13 protein-coding genes and 1 pseudogene are annotated in these 16054 nt (G+C 71.1%); 12 read left to right on the top strand and 2 right to left on the bottom strand.

The genetic code is table 11. The features are described 5' to 3' along the window. Positions 1–409: pseudogene (manB, locus tag ACWGE1_RS15860) on the top strand (phosphomannomutase/phosphoglucomutase); the annotation flags it as partial. Between the two features lie 48 nt (positions 410–457). Here the strand turns inward: manB and ACWGE1_RS15865 are convergent. Next, positions 458–1693 carry an IS701 family transposase gene (locus tag ACWGE1_RS15865; RefSeq protein WP_453421079.1) on the bottom strand — a complete coding sequence of 412 codons (1236 nt, stop codon included), beginning with the start codon at positions 1691–1693 and terminating at the stop codon, positions 458–460. Positions 1694–1985: 292 nt separating this feature from the next. On the opposite strand from ACWGE1_RS15865, the gene ACWGE1_RS15870 reads away from it, so the two are divergent. The 11 genes from ACWGE1_RS15870 (at position 1986) to ACWGE1_RS15920 (ending at position 15010) form a co-directional block, all read left to right on the top strand. Then, the gene (locus ACWGE1_RS15870; RefSeq protein WP_453421080.1) at positions 1986–2588 is read left to right on the top strand and encodes a TetR family transcriptional regulator; all 603 of its coding nucleotides are present in this window, start codon (positions 1986–1988) and stop codon (positions 2586–2588) included. Positions 2589–2645: 57 nt separating this feature from the next. Next, the gene (galU, locus tag ACWGE1_RS15875; protein ID WP_453421081.1) at positions 2646–3551 is read left to right on the top strand and encodes a UTP--glucose-1-phosphate uridylyltransferase GalU; all 906 of its coding nucleotides are present in this window, start codon (positions 2646–2648) and stop codon (positions 3549–3551) included. Between the two features lie 195 nt (positions 3552–3746). Next, positions 3747–4718 carry a ParB/RepB/Spo0J family partition protein gene (locus tag ACWGE1_RS15880; RefSeq protein ID WP_453421082.1) on the top strand — a complete coding sequence of 324 codons (972 nt, stop codon included), beginning with the start codon at positions 3747–3749 and terminating at the stop codon, positions 4716–4718. Between the two features lie 70 nt (positions 4719–4788). After that, on the top strand, positions 4789–6231 hold the full coding sequence (locus tag ACWGE1_RS15885) for a DHA2 family efflux MFS transporter permease subunit (RefSeq protein WP_453421083.1): 1443 nt from the start codon (positions 4789–4791) through the stop codon (positions 6229–6231). 108 nt (positions 6232–6339) lie between these two features. Next, positions 6340–7125, top strand: a complete 786-nt coding sequence (locus ACWGE1_RS15890) for an SDR family NAD(P)-dependent oxidoreductase (protein ID WP_453421084.1) — start codon at positions 6340–6342, stop codon at positions 7123–7125. Positions 7126–7133: 8 nt separating this feature from the next. Then, complete coding sequence (locus ACWGE1_RS15895; protein WP_453421085.1) at positions 7134–8414, top strand: MFS transporter; 1281 nt, start codon at positions 7134–7136, stop codon at positions 8412–8414. A gap of 6 nt (positions 8415–8420) precedes the next feature. Further along, positions 8421–10109 carry an FAD-dependent oxidoreductase gene (locus ACWGE1_RS15900; protein ID WP_453421086.1) on the top strand — a complete coding sequence of 563 codons (1689 nt, stop codon included), beginning with the start codon at positions 8421–8423 and terminating at the stop codon, positions 10107–10109. A gap of 291 nt (positions 10110–10400) precedes the next feature. Beyond that, positions 10401–11597: a non-hydrolyzing UDP-N-acetylglucosamine 2-epimerase gene (wecB, locus tag ACWGE1_RS15905; RefSeq protein WP_453421087.1), complete on the top strand. Its 1197-nt coding sequence runs from the start codon at positions 10401–10403 to the stop codon at positions 11595–11597. Between the two features lie 22 nt (positions 11598–11619). Further along, positions 11620–12402 (top strand): hypothetical protein, encoded by a 783-nt coding sequence (locus ACWGE1_RS15910; protein ID WP_453421088.1) that lies wholly within the window; start codon positions 11620–11622, stop codon positions 12400–12402. Continuing rightward, a complete protein-coding gene (locus tag ACWGE1_RS15915) occupies positions 12399–13652 on the top strand; it encodes an FG-GAP repeat domain-containing protein (protein ID WP_453421089.1) in 1254 nt (417 codons plus the stop codon). Before ACWGE1_RS15910 ends, ACWGE1_RS15915 begins: the two co-directional genes overlap by 4 nt. Before the next feature lie 128 nt (positions 13653–13780). Beyond that, positions 13781–15010 carry an acyltransferase family protein gene (locus ACWGE1_RS15920; protein ID WP_453421090.1) on the top strand — a complete coding sequence of 410 codons (1230 nt, stop codon included), beginning with the start codon at positions 13781–13783 and terminating at the stop codon, positions 15008–15010. 9 nt (positions 15011–15019) lie between these two features. Here the strand turns inward: ACWGE1_RS15920 and ACWGE1_RS15925 are convergent, their stop codons facing one another. Continuing rightward, complete coding sequence (locus tag ACWGE1_RS15925; protein WP_453421091.1) at positions 15020–15937, bottom strand: helix-turn-helix domain-containing protein; 918 nt, start codon at positions 15935–15937, stop codon at positions 15020–15022. Between the last annotated feature and the right edge of the window lie 117 nt (positions 15938–16054).

Below are 16054 nucleotides of genomic sequence, written 5' to 3' on the forward strand. Positions count from 1 at the left end.
GACGGGTGCGATCTTCGGTGGTGAGCACTCGGCGCACTACTACTTCAAGGACTTCTGGAACGCGGACACGGGCATGCTGGCTGCGCTGCACGTGCTGGCGGCGCTCGGTGGTCAGGACGGTCCGCTCTCCGCGCTGGTGGCGTCCTACGACCGGTACGCGGGGTCGGGGGAGATCAACTCCACCGTCGCGGACCAGGCGGCCCGTCTCGCGGCGGTGAAGGAGACCTTCGGCGCCCGTGAGGGTGTGGAGCTGGACGAGCTCGACGGCCTGACGGTGACGGGTCGGGACTGGTGGTTCAACGTGCGTGCCTCCAACACCGAGCCCCTGCTGCGGCTGAACGTCGAGGCCCGCGACGGGGCCACCCTGGACAGGATCCGCGACGAGGCCCTCGCCCTCATCCGCGCCTGAGCCGACCGGTACCCGGCGCGGCCGGGTACCTCCGCAGCACGCCCGCGCTCAGGCGGACTGCCGACCGTCGAGCTCTGCGCACTCCGGCCGCTCCCGCAGGGCCGGTACTCCCTTGTACGCGTACGCGGCCGACATCAGCGTCATGTGATGGTGCCAGCCGGGGAAGGAGCGCCCCTCGAAGTCGAGGAGACCGAACTCGTCCGCCAGCGGGCCGAGGACGGCGGCGGACCGGGCCGACCGCCGCAGCAGGTGCAGCAGGTCGTCCATCCGGTGGCGGTTCATGTTGGTGAGCCACACCGGCCCGGCGCTCCCGCCGCTCCCGGCCCTCCCGCCCGGCCCCTGACGCCGTTCGCCGAACATCCGGTAGATCTGGTGCGTCCCCCGGACTCCCGGCTCCCCGTCCGGCACCCGGACCAGGGCCGAGTGGATGAGCTGGCGCCGCGGCCGCGCGTCGGCGCCGCCGAGCGGCGCCGCGTACGGGTGGCTGGTGTTGCCCAGGCGGGCGAAGTCGCCCGCGGTGGTGCCGTGTCCGGGGGGCCGGGCGGCATCGCCGCGGTGCGTCGCGCCGGCGGCCCGGACCACGAGGGTCGGCGGTACGGACACCAGGAAGTCGTGGCCGCGGCGGCCGAGTACGCCGATCAGGGCGGCGGCGCCGCCGAGGCGGCTGAGGTCGGCGACCACCGGGGGACGGGCCGACGAGGTACGGGCCGCGATCGAGTCGGCGAGCTCCAGTACGAGGGCCTCCGGGGTCTGATGGGTGACCTCGGGTCCGATGCGTGCCCGGCGGCGCAGGACGGGATCCGTCACCCAGGCCTCGGGGAGCGCCAGCCGCCAGTCGACGGGCACGCTCATGCCGTCCAGCGACAGGAACAGGCAGAAGCCCAGCTGGCAGTTGACGATGCGTCCGGCGACGGGGTCGAAGCGGCGGTGCACGCCGACCGAGTGTTCACCCCGCTTGGGGAAGCACACCTGCCCGATCGTCCAGGCCCGCACCGGGTGCCGTTCCTCCACCCAGCGGAGCAGTTCGGTGCGGGCCGGATTCCAGTCCCAGGGGCTCGCGTTGATGAACTGCTGCAGGGACTGGGAGGCGGTGGGCGACTCGGTGACGGACGCCGCGAGCCTGCGTACGGATTTCTTCCCCGGGGTGGTGAGCAGTCCTTGCAGGTAGACCCGGGCCCAGCCGCGCTGGTCGGCTCTCGGTAAGTGACCGAAGAGGCGTTGCGTGAACCCGGCCAGGTCGGTGTCACCGGCAGGCAGAGGTCTGGTCCTTGTCCGTGTCGTCATCTGTCTCCCCCTCCACTGTGGACATCAGGCGTGCGCCGTCGTACTCGGTAGAATACAGAACGTTCGTTTTTTTTCTAGCGAACATGTGGCGTCCACCCCACGACTTCGGCACGTTGGAGGCTGAGGCCGGCGGCGCCGGTGACGGGGCCGGCGCGGGGCGGCCGGTCATGGGCGCTTCTTCGTCAAGTCGGCGTTGTGGGCGGTCGGTGCCGGGGCGAGGCTGGAGGTCGCCATCTCCCTGCGGGCGCAATGGCGAGTGAGGAACGACCTGGATGGCAGTGATGGCGCAGTGGTGAAGCAGGAGCGCGGCGTACGCACCCGAAATCATTTGATCTCGGTGGCCGCCGCTGAATTCGACCGCAATGGGTACGACGGGACCTCGCTTTCCCGGCTGAGCCGCTCAGCCGGAATTTCGATCGGGGCTCTCACCTTTCACTTCGCGGCGAAGGGGGAGTTGGCTTCGGCCGTCGAGGATTCGGGGCGGGCCGCCACCCGCAGAGTGGTCGAGGGAGTGACGGCCCGCGGTGGCCCGGCGCTGGACACCGTCTCCGCGCTGGTCCTCGCCCTGGGCCGGCTGATCGAGGCGGACGCGGCCGTACGTGCCGCGGCGCGGCTGACCCAGGAGCGCGTCGGCGCCGGACCCGACTGGTGCGGGTGCTGGCTCCCGGAAGTCAGGGAGCTGATGGAGCAGGCCGCGGAAGAGGGGCAGCTCGACCCGAAGGTCGATCCGCGTCCCGCTGCCCTGCTGACGGCGCATCTGGTGGGGGGAGTCGTCGCCAGGGCGCGCCGGGGCCGGGGCGAGCGCCCCGGCACGGCGCCCGGTGAGCTCGGGGACCTGTGGCGGCTCATCCGGCGGGGAATCGCGGCGCCGACGGATGCGGAAATGCCCAAGTAGGACTGAAGGCGGGGTAATTCAAGCCGGTCGGGCGCGGTGCGTTCTAGCGTCAGTGGCATGAATTCCACACCTCACCGGATAACCAAGGCAGTGATCCCCGCCGCGGGACTCGGCACACGATTCCTCCCGCTGACCAAAGCCACCCCGAAGGAAATGCTTCCGGTGGTCGACAAGCCGGCCATTCAGTACGTGGTGGAAGAGGCCGTCGCGGCGGGGATGTCCGACATCCTCATGGTCACCGGACGCAACAAGCGGCCGCTCGAGGACCACTTCGACCGCAACCACGAGCTGGAGGAGGCCCTCCAGCGCCGGGGTGATCAAGACAAACTCAAGAGCGTCTGCGCCTCCACCGAGCTCGCCGACATCCACTACGTGCGCCAGCGGGACCCCAAGGGCCTCGGGCACGCCGTCCTGTGCGCCGCGCCCCACGTGGGGCAGGAGCCCTTCGCCGTCCTCCTGGCCGACGACCTGATCGACCCCCGTGACCCCCTGCTCGCCCGCATGACAGCGGTGCGGGAGCGGCTCGGCGGCAGCGTCGTGGCCCTCATGGAGGTGGAGCCGCAGTCGATCCACCTGTACGGATGCGCCGCGGTGGAGGGGGCGGCGGACGGCGACGGCGTCCGCATCACCGACCTGGTGGAGAAGCCCGAGCCCGCCGCCGCGCCCAGCAACCTGGCCATCATCGGCCGTTACCTCCTCGACCCCGAGATCTTCGAGGTCCTGCGGGCCACGAGCCCCGGACGCGGCGGCGAGATCCAGCTCACGGACGCGCTGCGCGCACTGGTCCGGGCCGGACGCCCCGTGCACGGCGTCGTCTTCTCCGGCCGGCGCTACGACACCGGGGACCGGGCCGAGTACCTGCGCGCGACGGTCAGGCTCGCCTGCGAGCGCGAGGATCTGGGCCCCGAATTCCGGGCCTGGCTGCGGGAGTTCGTGCGCGCGGGCGAGCTCGCGGGGGTCTGAGCCCCCGCCCGGTGGGCGACCGGGGAATTTCCGCGATCGCCCACCCCTCCGGCCCTCCCCGGCATCAACTTGCCGAAATCTCAACGGGGTTCGGGCTCCCGATTGGTTACCGAACGGTAATTACGTAATTTCTTCCCCGGGGCCGCCGAACGGAGCGGCGCCCGAACCACCGAGTGCTGGAAGGAGGTGAACTTCATGGAGGAGCCGAACCCCTGGCACGCGGCGCAGACCCCCGACGTCGCGGTCGAGGTACCGGTCGGTGCACTGCTCGCCGCGGATTCCCCCCGCACCGTCCACGTGGACGAGAGCCATGCACAGGCTCTCGCGCAATCCGGCCGGACGCTGCCGCCGCTGCTCGTGCACCGCCCGACCATGCGGATCATCGACGGGACGCACCGGTTGCGGGCCGCCGTACTGCGCGGGCAGGACACGGTGGGCGTGACGTACTTCGACGGCAGTGCCGAGGACGCCTTCGTGATCGCGGTCCAGGCCAACATCAGCCACGGACTCCCGCTGACCCAGGCGGAACGGACCACCGCGGCATTGCGCATCCTGCGGTCCCACCCGGACTGGTCCGACCGCGGCATCGCGCGGCGGACCGGCCTGGCGGCCAAGACCGTCGGGACGCTGCGACGCCGCGAGACCCCGGGGCCCGCGCCGCCGGGCCGCGTCGGCCAGGACGGCCGCATCCGGCCGGCCGATCCGGTCCGTGGCCGGGAGGCCGCGGCCCGGCTGCTGGCCGGCCGTCCCACCGCGTCCCTGCGGCAGATCGCGCGGGAGGCGGGCATCGCGCCCTCGACCGTACGGGACGTGCGGCGCCGGATCGGAGAGGGCGCGGACCCCGTACCGGCCGCCCAGCGGCGCTCCGGCAACACTCCGGCCCCCGCACTGCCCGCGGTTCCCGCCCGGGGCCGCGGGCAGCCACTGCCCGTACTGGTCACCAGCCTGTGCAAGGACCCCCTGCTCAGGCTCAGCGAGGCGGGCAGGCTCCTGCTGCGCATGCTCGACCTCCAGGTGAGCGGACTGCGCCAGTGGGAGCGGATCGTCGCCGCAATACCCCCGTACCGCGTCGAGACGGCCGCCGCCGCGGCCGCCCAGTGCGCGCGGGACTGGCAGGAACTGTCCGAAGAACTGAGGCGCCGCGCCTCGGCGCACACCCCTGCCTGAGCCGGCTTGTCCGGCGAGTACCGGCCTTCGAGCTGGAAGGCCTCAGTTGTGATCGAAAGGATGTATGGCGATGTCGGTTGTCGAGGGTGCGCGTGTTGACGCGGGTTCAGGGGAGGGGGGAGGAGCCGGGGGGCCTGTTCGTCTGGACGGGCGTTTGAAGCTGGTTCTTGTGGTGCTGCTGGTGGCGCAGTTCATGCTGGCGGTTGATTTCTCGATTCTGAACGTGGCGTTGCCGGTGATCGGTGACGGGCTCGGTTTCTCGTTGTCGAATCTGCAGTGGATCGCGACGTCGTTCGCGTTGTGTGCTGCGGGCTTCACGTTGCTGTTCGGGCGGGTGGCGGATCTGTTCGGGCGTCGGCGGCTGTTCCTGGTGGGTCTGGCGGTGCTGGGCCTGTCGTCCCTGGCGGGTGGTCTGGCGAACAGTCCGGAGATGCTGATCGTCGCCCGTGTCTTCCAGGGCCTCGCGACGGCGGCCGTCACGCCGGCGGGCCTGTCCCTGCTCACCACCTCGTTCCCCGAAGGGCCCCTGCGCCAGAAGGCGTTGGGTCTCAACGGTGCGCTGATGTCGGCGGGGTTCACGACGGGCGCGATCCTGGGTGGTGTCCTGACGGATCTGCTGTCGTGGCGGTGGGCGTTCTTCATCAACGTCCCTGTGGCTCTGGCGGTGTTGTTCATCGCTCCGGCGGTGATCAAGGAGTCTCGTCCGTCGGTGCGTCCGAAGCTGGACGTGCCGGGTGCGACGGCGGTGACGCTGGGTCTGCTGGCTCTGATCTACGGGTTGACGCAGGCGGGTGAGCACGGTTGGGGTGCCCCGTCGGCGCTGGGCTGGCTGGCCGCGGGTGTGGTGCTGCTGATCGTCTTCTATGCGATCGAGGCGAAGAGTTCGGCTCCGCTGGTGCCGGTGAGCGTGTTGAAGAAGAAGACGGTCGCGTGGGGGAACATCGCGGGTCTGATCGCGTTCCTGACGGAGACCAGTCTGGTGTTCCTGATGACGCTGTATCTGCAGGAGGTGCTGGACTTCTCGCCGCTGACGGCGGGTCTGTCGTTCGGCGTGCTGGGTGTGGGCACGGTGATCGGTGGTTCGATCGCACCGCGGGTGATCGGTGCGGTGGGCACGCGTTCGACGCTGATCATCGGTGGTGTGCTGCAGGCGGTGGCGACGTTGAGCCTGGTGGCGCTGGGTGAGACGTCTGCGTCCATGTGGCTGCTGCTGGTCGCGACGTTCGCGGGTGGTGTCGGCAACATGCTGGTGATCGTTGGGTTCATGGTCACGGCGACGACAGGTCTGCCGGATCACGAGCAGGGCATGGCGACGGGGCTTGCGACGATGACGCAGCAGATCGGCATCACGATGGGCACGCCCATCATGTCCGCGGTCGCGGCGGCCAACACCGACATCCACGCCGGCATCACCACCGCGGTCATCGTCAACACCGCCGTCGTGGTGGTCGGGATCCTCACCACCGTCCTCTTCCTCCGCGCCAAGGCCGCGAAGGACGTCGCCGCCGGCTGATTCGCCGGCCGAAGAGATCCCCCCTCACCCCGGGAAGTGTCCCGGCACGGTCGTCCGACCACTCCCGTCGACCGTGCCGGGTCGCCTCTCTCCTCCTCAAGGAACGTGATGGACCTCCGTATCGAAGACCGCGTGTACCTCGTGACCGGCGCGTCGTCCGGCATCGGCGAGGCAACCGTCCGCCTGCTGGCCGCCGAGGGCGCCACCGTCGTCGGCGTCGCCCGCAAGCCCTGGAGCACCGAAGCCCTCGGCGACCGGGTCAGCACCGTCGCCGCCGACCTCACCGACCCGGCCGCCGCCGGCCACGTGGCCGCCACGGTCATCGAACGCCACGGCCGGCTCGACGGTCTCGTCAACAACGTCGGCGTGCTGGAGTCCCGTACCGGCTTCCTCGACGTGACCGACGAGCAGTGGAAGAACACCTTCGAGGTCAATTTCCACTCCGCCGTCCGTATGACCCGCGCGGCCCTGCCCGCGCTCCTGGACACCGGAGCGGGCACCGTCGTGCACATCGCCAGCGAGGCCGCCCGCTTCCCCGCCCCGGGCATCGTCGACTACGCCGCCACCAAAACGGCCCTGCTGTCCCTGTCCAAGTCCCTCGCCGCGGAGTTCGGCGCACGCGGCGTGCGCTCCAACGTGGTCTCGCCCGGACCCACCCGGACCGCGCTCTTCGATGCACCCGGCGGCTTCGCCGAGCAGCTCGGCGAGCGGTTCGGCCTCCCGGCCGACGAGGCCGTCGAGCACTTCATCCGCGAGGTGCGCCGACTGCCCAGCGGTCGCATCGGTACCCCCGACGACGTCGCCGGTGTCGTCGCGTACCTGCTCTCGCCCCTCGCGGGCCAGGTCACCGGCGCCGAGTGGAGCGTCGACGGCGGCGCCCTGCGACAGGTCTGACCGGGCCGATGCGTGCCTCCCTCCTCGCCCTCGCCATAGGTGCCTTCGGCATCGGGACGACCGAGTTCGTCATCGTCGGTCTGCTCCCGGAGGTCGCCGACGACCTGTCCGTCTCCATCCCCTCCGCCGGCATGCTGGTCACCGGCTACGCCCTCGGCGTGGTCGTCGGCGCGCCGCTGATGACCGCGGCCGGTGCCCGGCTGCCGCGCAAGACCATGCTCGTCGTGCTGATGGCCGTCTTCATCGCGGGCAATCTGCTCTGCGCCCTGGCCGGCGACTACACCGCCCTCATGGGCGGGCGGTTGATCGCCGCCCTGACGCACGGCGCGTTCTTCGGGATCGGGTCCGTCGTCGCCGCCGACCTGGTGGCCCCCGACCGGCGGGCCAGTGCCATCGCCCTGATGTTCACCGGACTCACCCTGGCCAATGTGCTCGGAGTCCCGCTGGGCACCTTCCTGGGGCAGGAGTTCGGCTGGCGCTCGACCTTCTGGGCGGTCACCGGCATCGGCATCGTCGGACTGCTCGGCCTCCTCACCCTGGTCCCGGCGCAGCCGGCGCCGGAACGCGGAGCCCTGCGCGGTGAACTCGCCGTCTTCCGCAAACCCCAGGTGTGGCTGGCGCTGACCACGACGGTCCTCGGCTTCGGTGGCGTCTTCGCCTCCTTCACCTACCTCGCGCCGATGATGACGGAGCTGGCCGGCTTCTCCGACGGCGCGGTCGCCTGGCTCCTCGTGCTCTTCGGCGTCGGGCTCTGCGTCGGCAACGTCCTCGGCGGCCGGGCCGCCGACCGGGCCCTGATGCCCAGCCTGTACCTCATCCTGGGCGGCCTCTGCCTGGTGCTGGTGATCTTCACCTTCACCTCGCGGGCCGCCGTCCCCGCCGCGATCACCCTGGCCGCCTTCGGGGCGATCGGTTTCGCGACGGTGCCGCCGCTGCAGGCACGCGTGATGCAGCAGGCCGCCGGGGCCCCGGCCCTCGCCTCCGCGGCGAACATCGCGGCCTTCAACCTCGGCAACGCCCTCGGTGCCTGGCTCGGCGGTCTCGCCGTAGCCCATGGCCTGGGGTGGACCGCGCCGACCTGGATCGGCGCGGGACTCGCCGCGGCCGGTCTCGGCACCGCGGCGCTCTCCGGCCGGCTCGACCGCGGGAGCCCTGGGCCGCACCCGCGACCGCACCCGCACCCGCACCCGGACGGGGAGCCGGACACGGAGCTCCCCACCGCACCACTCACGACCGCACCGGGTGCCGGGCACGGCACCCACCCCATCGTCGAACAGAAGTCGAGGTAGACGCACATGAACGGTGTCGATCGCCGGACCATGCTCACCCGCAGCGCGGCCGTCGTCGGAGGTGCGGCGGTGGCCGGCGCACTGTCCGGCCCCGTGGCCGCTGCAGCCGCCCCCGCCGACTCCGGGGCCGCGGCCGTGGCCGCCGGGACCGGATCCGTCGTCAGGCCGGGTGATCCGCGCTACGAAATGCTGACCACCGGCAACAACCAGCGCTTCGTGGCCCGCCCGGACTACATCAAGATGGTCCGCTCGACCGCGGACGCCGAACGGGCGCTCAGAGACGCGGTCCGGGCGGGCAAGCGGGTCTCGGTGCGCAGCGGGGGCCACTGCTTCGCCGACTTCGCCGCGCATTCCGGCACCCAGGTCATCATCGACTTCTCGGAGATGACGCACGTCGGGTACGACCCGAAGTTCCGCGCGTTCGTCGTCGAGGCCGGCGCCCGCCTGATCAACGTGTACGAAGCCCTGTACAAGGGCTGGGGCGTCACCATCCCCGGCGGCATCTGCTACAGCGTCGGAGCCGGCGGGCACATAGCCGGCGGTGGCTACGGCCTCCTCTCCCGGGCCCACGGCCTGGTCGTCGACCACCTCTACGCCGTGGAGGTGGTGGTGACGGACGGGAGGGGCGGCGTGCGCACGGTCGTGGCCACCCGGGAGAAGAACGACCCGAACCGTGAGCTGTGGTGGGCGCACACGGGCGGGGGCGGCGGCAACTTCGGTCTGGTGACCCGCTATTGGTTCCGCTCCCCGGACGCGAGGGGCTCCGTACCCTCCGAGCAGCTGATCTCCCCGCCGTCGAAGGTCCTGGTGAGCGCCGTCGACTTCCCCTGGGAGCAGCTGACGGAGGCGAAGTTCACCCGGCTGCTGAAGAACTTCGGGGCCTGGCACGCCGCCAACAGCGCGCCCGACTCCCCGTACCGCAACCTCTCCAGCCTGTTCAACGTCAGTTCCAAGGCGCACGGCAGCCTGGGCATGTTCACCCAGGTCGATGCGACCGTGCCGAACGCGAGAAAGCTGCTGGACGACTATCTGGCGGCCATCACGGCCGGTACGGGAGTCATCCCGAAGGCACTCACCCGCCCCACCGGAGAGCTGCCGGCGATGCCGCAGTTCGCGGAGCCCAGGACCCTGCCCTGGCTCCAGGCCACCAGACTGGTCGGCACCAACAACCCGGTCATCACCAACCCCACCTCACGCGGCGCCCACAAGTCCGCGTACATGCGGAAGAACTTCACCGACCACCAGATCTCCGCGCTCTACCGGTACATGAGCCGGCCGGACTTCAAGAATCCGGACACCATGCTCGTGCTCTTCTCCTTCGGCGGCCAGGTCAACGCCGCTGCACCGGACGCCACGGCCAACGCGCAGCGCTCGTCCATCTTCAAGATGTGCTTCCAGACCTTCTGGCAGGAGGAGGGCGAGGACGCGTACTACCTGGGCTGGCTGCGTGACCTCTACGAGGACTTCTTCTCGGCGACCGGTGGCGTGCCGCTGATCGACGACAGCACCGACGGCTGCTACATCAACTATCCCGACCGTGACGTCACCGACCCCCGCCGCAACCGGTCCGGTGTGCCGTGGCAGACGCTCTACTACAAGGACAACTATCCGCGCCTGCAGCAGGTGAAGAGGAAGTACGACCCGTCCGACTTCTTCCGCCACTCCATGTCCATCAAGCCCGCCGCCCGGGGCTGACCTCGCCCCGAGGCGTCATCCCTGGTCACAAGCCCCGCACTCCGGTCCCCGGAGTGCGGGGCTTGTGTCGTTCCCGTTCAACCGTTCGAGCTGTCACGGGCGTTCGTTGACTCCCCGGCCCGCTCCGGGAAAGCTGAGTCCTGGCCGGAAAGAGGGCAGCTGAAAAGCCCCTCGCAGTGAGATCCGATCCCCTGGCCACCACCCGTCGACAGGCCCTCGGCACCGCCGTGCCGCGCCCTCGTACGCCCCGCCACGGCTCGATTCCCAACGCGTCAGAAAGTAGGAGAAGCCATGCGTTCCGTCGCCGTAGTCCTCGGCACCCGGCCGGAAGCCATCAAGTTCGCGCCGGTCATCCGCGCCCTCCAGGACGACCCGCGCTTCGAGCCCGTCGTGATCTCCACCGGGCAGCACCGCCAGATGCTGGACGAGACCCTCGACGCCTTCGGCCTCAACGCCGACGTCGACCTGAAAGTGATGGCCCCCAAGCAGACCCTCTCCCAGGTCACCTACCGCTCGCTGCGCGGCCTGGAGGACTACTTCGCCACCGCGCCGGCCGACGCCGTCCTGGTCCACGGCGACACCGCCACCACCCTCACCGGGGCCCTGGCCGGATTCCACCAGCGCATCCCCGTCGTCCACGTCGAGGCCGGACTGCGCAGCGGCCGGCTCGGCTCGCCCTTCCCCGAGGAGGGCAACAGACGGCTGGTCGCGCAGGTCGCCGCCCTCCACCTGGCGCCCACCCCCGGCAACCTGGCGAACCTGCTGCGCGAGGGCATCGCCGCCGACACGATCACGGTCACCGGCAACACCGTCATCGACGCCCTGCGCTGGGCCAGCGGCCGTGCCGGGAGCTACGGCGACCCGGCCCTGGCCGACCTCGACCTCGACCCGCGCCGGGTCGTCCTGGCCTCCGCGCACCGCCGCGAGGCATGGCCGCACCTGCCGGAGATCGGCCGGGCCCTGGCCCGCATCGCCGACGAGCCCGGTGTGCGCGTCGTCGTCCCGCTGCACCGCAACCCCGTGGTCCGCGAGGCGCTGCTCCCGCACATCGGCAGCCACCCGGGCATCACCGTCACCGATCCGCTGCCCTACCTCAGCTTCTGCAAGCTCATGGGCCGCGCCGACCTCATCGTCTCGGACAGCAGCGGCAGCCAGGAGGAAGGGCCCGCGCTCGGCAAGCCCACCCTGGTCCTCGGCGACGTCACCGAGCGCTCCGAGGCCATCGTCGCCGGCACCGCCTGCCTCGTCGGCACGGCCACCGACGGCATCGTCGCCCACACCCTGGAGCTGCTGCGCGACCGGGCCGCCTACGACCGGATGGCCAACGCCGCCAACCCGTACGGCGACGGACGCGCCACCGAGCGCACGGTCGCCGCCCTCGCCCACTTCTTCGGGCTGGGCCCCGCGCCCGAGCCCTTCGTCCCCGACAGCGCCGTCGACGAGCTCAGCGTCGAGCTCGCCCGGACCGCCGACTTCGCCCGCACCTGACCCCCGGAGAGGAAGCCGCCGCATGAGCGCCACCCCGTCCGCCGTCGAACGCCCGCTGCACTTCAGCACCCCGTACCTGAGGGCCGCACTCGTCCGCGACGCCGTGGACTACACCGTCGAAGGCCGCACCATCGTCGTCAACCCCGGTGTGACGCCCGTGACCATCGCGGAGGAACCGCGCAAGACCATCCCCCCGCTCTCCTCGACCGTCCTCGCCGACACCCGCATCGAGAAGGCCGACGCGCTCCTCCTCCTGCGCACCGCCCCCGACGGCACCGACATCACCGGCATCACCGCGGAACCCGGCTGGTCCCACCTCGCCGACCTCCTCGCCCCCGGCGAGTTTCCCCGCGAGACCGCCCTGTACCGCAGCCTCCAGGACGACATCAACACCGTCCTGTTCGACCCGGCGCACGTACTCGGCGAGCGCGAGACCTCCATGGACCTGCGCGAGTTCAACGTCCGCGCCAACCTCTGGTTCTCGCCCGCCGGCACCGACTGCGCCGTCCACAACCAGCACGACTTCATCGAGGTCCACACCCAGGTCCACGGCCTGGGCCGGATGCAGCGCTTCCGGGACCGGGACCACGCCTCGCTCTACCAGGACGTCCTGATGAGCCCCGGCTACACCACCCCGGACCCGTTCTGCGCCACTGGCCCCCAGTGCACCTACCACTACCCCTGGCACCAGTACCGGGCCGACACCGACTGCATCTGGCTCGCCATCGAGTACCACCCCGTACCCCGCGCGCTGCGCACCCTCCACCCCGCGACCGTCCTCACCCCCCTGGAGAACCGCTCATGACCGCCACCGGCACCGGCAAGAACCCCGAGACCGTCCTGCGCGCCCCGAAGTTCACCGCCGAGATCGTCGCCGACCAGCTCCGCGACGGCTACTGGCTCGAGGCGCCCGACATCGACGGGGACGGCAAGCCCGACCTGTTCGGCTACGGGCTGCGGCTGGGCGAGATCTACTGGTACGCCAACGACGGCGACTGGACCCGCCGGCTGATAGCCGACCGGATCAAGATGCCCGTGGGCGCCGACTTCGCCGACGTCAGCGGCAACGGCCACCCCGACGTCATCGTCTGCTACGACCTGTACGGCCCGATCGGCACGATCCACGACGCCAACACCGAAGGCGGCAAGATCGACTGGCTGGAGAACCCGGGCACCCCCGACAAGGACGAGTCCCGCTGGAAGCGCCACTACGTCGGCCGCGCCACCGGCATGCACCGCCTGCGCGCCGGGCACTTCACCCGCACCGACCGGCTCCAGATCATCGGCCTCCCGATCGTCGCCAAGGAGGACGTCCACGCCGTACTGCCCGTCGTGCTGTTCACCCAGCCCGACGACGTGCACACGGCGCAGGAGTGGCCGATGACCGTCATCGACGACAGTCACTTCCGGATGATCCACGGCGCCGAGAAGAAGCAGGGCCTGATCCCCGGCTCCGAGCTCGAATCCCTGCTGCTGGCCTCCGACGAGGGCGTCACCTGGCTCTGGTTCGACGAAGCCCGCCAGGAGTGGGTCCGCGAGCTGATCGGCACGGGCGAGCTCACGCAGTTCGAGCAGACCGGCTTCCGCGGCAGCGGCGACCTCAACGCGGGCCGCCTCGGCGACGACCCGATGGCGTACGTCGCCGCCATCGAGCCCTTCCACGGCAACACCGTGGCCGTCTACACGAAGGCCGCGGACGACGAGGGCTGGAACCGCGTCCTGCTCGACGTGTACGGCGACCCCAACGAGAACGGCGAGGGCCCCGGCCACCAGATCGTCTGCGCCGACTTCGACGGCGACGGCGACGAGGAGTTCCTCGTGGCCCTGCGCGGACCGTGGCCCTGGCAGGGCGTCATGTACTACAAGGCGATCGACGCCGCCAACGGCGTCTGGGCCAAGTGGCGGGTCTCCGAGGAGTCCGTCGCCCGCATCGCCACGGCCGACTTCAACGGGGACGGCCGCCTCGACTTCGCCACCATCGCGTACTCCGTCCAGAACTACTACGTGGCCAAGGACGCCAAGCTCATGGTCTACCGCAACGAGATCGACCAGTAGCACTCCGCCCCACCGGGCAGTCCCGCACGCCTGCGCCCCTTCGCGCCGCCGGGACCGCGCACCGCACGGCGGAGCACGGTCCCGGCGGCTGTCCCCGACGAACCCCACTCCCGAAAGAGCGATCTCCTGTGGCCTCCACGACGTCCCCCGACGCCGCGAAGCGGGCGAAGCTGCCCTCACTGACCGGCCTGCGCTTCTTCGCCGCGCTCTCCGTCTTCTTCTTCCACTCGTCCCTGACCGACTCCCCGATCCCGCCGAACGCGCCGATCAACCCCTTCGCCGACGCCACCGTCGCGGACGGCTTCTCCACCGCCTTCGGCAAGGCCGGCTACCTGGGGGTCTCCTTCTTCTTCGTCCTCTCGGGCTTCGTCCTCGCCTGGGCCGCCAAGCCCGGCGAGCGCGTCACCGCCTTCCTCCGCCGCCGACTGCTGAAGATCTTCCCCAACCACCTCGTCGTCTTCGCCGCCGCGATGATCCTCTTCGCCGGCTCGGCCGTCACCGGCGTCGCCGACTGGCTCCCGAACCTCTTCCTCATCCACACCTGGTGGCCGCAGCCCACCGTCAACCTCAGCGTCAACCCGCCCAGCTGGTCCCTCGGCAGCGAGCTGCTCTTCTACATGCTCTTCCCGGCCCTCATCGTTCCGATCCGCAGGCTCCGGGGCCGGACCGCCCTGTGGGGCTGGAGCGCCGCGATGATCGCCGGGATGGTGGCCGTCCAGCTGATCGCCACCCACTTCGTCCCCGACACCCCGAAGTCCACCATCACGCCGATCTCCGGGATGCAGTTCTGGTTCGGCTACCTGCTCCCGGCCGGCCGCCTCTTCGAGTTCGTCCTCGGCATCCTGCTCGCCCGCATCGTCCTCGCGGGACTGTGGCCGCGCCGCGTCGGCTTCGGCGTCTCCCTCGCGCTCACGGTCCTCGGCTACGCCGCGGCGCTCGTCGCCCCGTTCCAGTACGGATTCGTCGTCGCGACGATCATCCCGGTCGCCGCGCTCATCGGGGCCACCGCGCAGGCCGACGTGGACGACCGGGCCACCTTCCTGCGCAGCCGGCCCATGGTGTGGCTGGGAGAGGTGTCCTTCGGCTTCTACCTCGTCCAGGGCGTCACGATCTTCTACCTGCGCTCGCTGCTGGGGGAGCACACCTACAGCGTCCCGGTCGCCCTGCTGGTGATCGTCGGCTTCCTCGCCGCCTCGCTGCTGGGCGGCTGGCTGCTCTACCGCTTCGTCGAGATGCCCGCCATGCGCCGCTTCGGCCGCGCCAGGCCCCGTACGCAGCCCGTCCCGGCCCCGGACCCGGACCCGGCCCGTGATCCCTCCGGTGACCGGACCCCGGTCAGTGCGGCCGCCCGGGACTGACCCGCCGCCCTACCGCTCCCCGCCCGCGTCGGCATCCGCCGACGCGGGCTTCGGGCGTTCGTGCCCGGCCGGGGCGGGAGCCGCGGTCAGGCTCGACAGCATGCGCAGCGCAGCGTCGGAGGGGGAGGACTCGGGGGCGCTGTAGAGCAGCATCCGGTGGTTGGTGCCGTCGGTGAGGTGCAGATTCTCGAAGTCGAGGGTGAGCGGACCCACGACCGGGTGGTGCAGGTTCTTGGTGCCGACGGTGCAGTCCCGTACGGGGTGCTTGGACCACAGCGAGGCGAAGTCCGGGCTCTGCAGCATCAGGGACCCGATGAGCTCGGCGAGCGCACGGTCCTCCGGGTTGCGCCCGGCGACCAGGCGCAGGGCCGCGAGGGCCACCCGGGCCTCGCTCTTCCAGTCCGTGTAGAGCTCCCGGGTGTGCGGGTCCAGGAACAGCATCCGGGTGAGGTTCGGGCGTACCGCCGGATCGTCGGGGCTCGCGAAGTCGACGTGCCCCGCGAGCAGGGCATGTCCCAGCGGGTTCCAGGCGAGCACGTTGTTGCGGCCGTCCAGGACGACGGCCGGGACCTGCGGCATCGCGGCGATCAGCCGGCGCGTGGTGTCGCGGGCGTGCTCGGGGCGCGGCGACTGGGCCCGCTTGGCGCGCGGCGGCCGGGCGAGGTTCAGCAGGTGCGCGTGCTCGTCCGGGGTCAGGCGCAGCGCGCGGGCCAGGGCGTCGAGGACGCTGTCCGAGGCGTTCGTGCTCTGTCCCTGCTCCAGGTGCGTGTAGTAAGTGATGCTCACGCCGGCCAGCAGGGCGAGCTCCTCGCGCCGCAGCCCGGGCACGCGACGGCGGGTGCCGTGGGAGGGGAGCCCGACGTCCTCGGGCTGGAGCTGGGCGCGACGCGTGCGGAGGAACTCGCCCAAAGCAGTCGGTGTGTCCATGCGTTCCAGTGTGCCGGGGGAGGGCGCCGAGCGCTGCCCGTGAAGGTGGCCCTGCCAGTGCTAGCCTGCCCGGCGCCAGCACAACCAGGGGGCTGGGTAACCCCCTCCGACCGGTCC

Source organism: Streptomyces sp. NPDC054932 (genome assembly GCF_053610205.1).

Bases quoted from the DNA above. Each gene is read 5' to 3' on its own strand.
- ACWGE1_RS15895 (WP_453421085.1), top strand. From the start codon at position 7,134: ATGCGTGCCTCCCTCCTCGCCCTCGCCATAGGTGCCTTCGGCATCGGG.
- wecB (WP_453421087.1), top strand. From the start codon at position 10,401: ATGCGTTCCGTCGCCGTAGTCCTCGGCACCCGGCCGGAAGCCATCAAG.
- ACWGE1_RS15925 (WP_453421091.1), bottom strand. From the start codon at position 15,937: ATGGACACACCGACTGCTTTGGGCGAGTTCCTCCGCACGCGTCGCGCC.
- galU (WP_453421081.1), top strand. From the start codon at position 2,646: ATGAATTCCACACCTCACCGGATAACCAAGGCAGTGATCCCCGCCGCG.
- ACWGE1_RS15910 (WP_453421088.1), top strand. From the start codon at position 11,620: ATGAGCGCCACCCCGTCCGCCGTCGAACGCCCGCTGCACTTCAGCACC.
- ACWGE1_RS15915 (WP_453421089.1), top strand. From the start codon at position 12,399: ATGACCGCCACCGGCACCGGCAAGAACCCCGAGACCGTCCTGCGCGCC.
- ACWGE1_RS15885 (WP_453421083.1), top strand. From the start codon at position 4,789: ATGTCGGTTGTCGAGGGTGCGCGTGTTGACGCGGGTTCAGGGGAGGGG.
- ACWGE1_RS15900 (WP_453421086.1), top strand. From the start codon at position 8,421: ATGAACGGTGTCGATCGCCGGACCATGCTCACCCGCAGCGCGGCCGTC.
- ACWGE1_RS15865 (WP_453421079.1), bottom strand. From the start codon at position 1,693: ATGACGACACGGACAAGGACCAGACCTCTGCCTGCCGGTGACACCGAC.
- ACWGE1_RS15890 (WP_453421084.1), top strand. From the start codon at position 6,340: ATGGACCTCCGTATCGAAGACCGCGTGTACCTCGTGACCGGCGCGTCG.
- ACWGE1_RS15880 (WP_453421082.1), top strand. From the start codon at position 3,747: ATGGAGGAGCCGAACCCCTGGCACGCGGCGCAGACCCCCGACGTCGCG.